The organism is Streptomyces sp. DH12 (genome assembly GCF_020873895.1).
Classification (GTDB): domain Bacteria; phylum Actinomycetota; class Actinomycetes; order Streptomycetales; family Streptomycetaceae; genus Streptomyces.
Genome location: NZ_JAHWGT010000135.1, coordinates 1 through 945, shown reverse-complemented (window position 1 = coordinate 945; position 945 = coordinate 1). Strand labels below are relative to the sequence as shown.

General features: G+C 73.5%; 1 protein-coding gene. It reads right to left on the bottom strand.

Annotated elements, in window-relative coordinates; translation table 11 throughout:
* Positions 1-86: 86 nt before the first annotated feature.
* Positions 87-752 carry a bifunctional DNA primase/polymerase gene (locus LPA54_RS33010; protein ID WP_167741414.1) on the bottom strand — a complete coding sequence of 222 codons (666 nt, stop codon included), beginning with the start codon at positions 750-752 and terminating at the stop codon, positions 87-89.
* Between the last annotated feature and the right edge of the window lie 193 nt (positions 753-945).

Below are 945 nucleotides of genomic sequence, written 5' to 3'. Positions count from 1 at the left end.
TCCTGGCACGGCCCCCGGCATGACGCGGCATGCCCCGGGAAGATGGCGGCCCGGCACCAGGTGCCGGGCGCGGCGCGCGACGGCGCCTACATCTCGGGGGCGCTCACACCCGTACGGGTGAGGGCGTCGACCACCGCGTCCACCACGGCCTCGACGCCGGGCACCCAGGGTGACGCCGAGCCGGGCAGCGGCGCCCGCTCCCAGCGGATCTCGCCCTGTGCGGTGACGGACGGGGGCAGGGCCAGATAACCGCCCTCGCCGTGAAAGCGGAGCGAGCCGGGGACGAAGTCCTGGGCGTACAGCAGCTCGCCCAGCTGCTCCAGGGAGTAGGGCTCGACGAGGATCGCCCAGCGGGAGGGCGAGGCGACGACCGGGCCGAGCCGCATCCCCCGGCGGTCCAGCGCGGCGAGCGCGCGGGCGGCCGGCAGGGCGGGGAGGGACACCGCGCACGGGGCCTTGCCGCCGGTGGCGAGCACGATCGGCGCAGTCGGCCGGTTGGTCCACCACCAGCGCACCATCCGCGCGTCGGTGGTGGCGGCGAGAAGGCCGGGGTCGAACGGATGGGCGCCCGGCACCGTGCACTCCGGGTCGGGGCAGGCACAGCGGGACCCGTCCTGCGGGTCGGCCGCCACGCCGGGGAGGACGGGCCACTGCCATTCCGCGGCGAAGGTCAGGGCCGCACCGATCAGATCGGGCCCTTCGTCACCGCGCCGGGACAGGAGCCTGCGTCGCCTTCCGAGGATCTCGCGCATGAGCGCTCGTTCCTTTCCGTTGCACGCCTGGCAACACCGTGGACCACTCACGTCATGTGTCGATCACTTCACTGTGCGTACCTGTTGGCGCATCACACCCCCGTGCCGGGCAGGGGGAACCCCTAAGGGCCGGGCATGGGCTGCCTCCGCGGCCGTTCCACCCATACAGCGTTTATCAGAAGTACGGGTACGG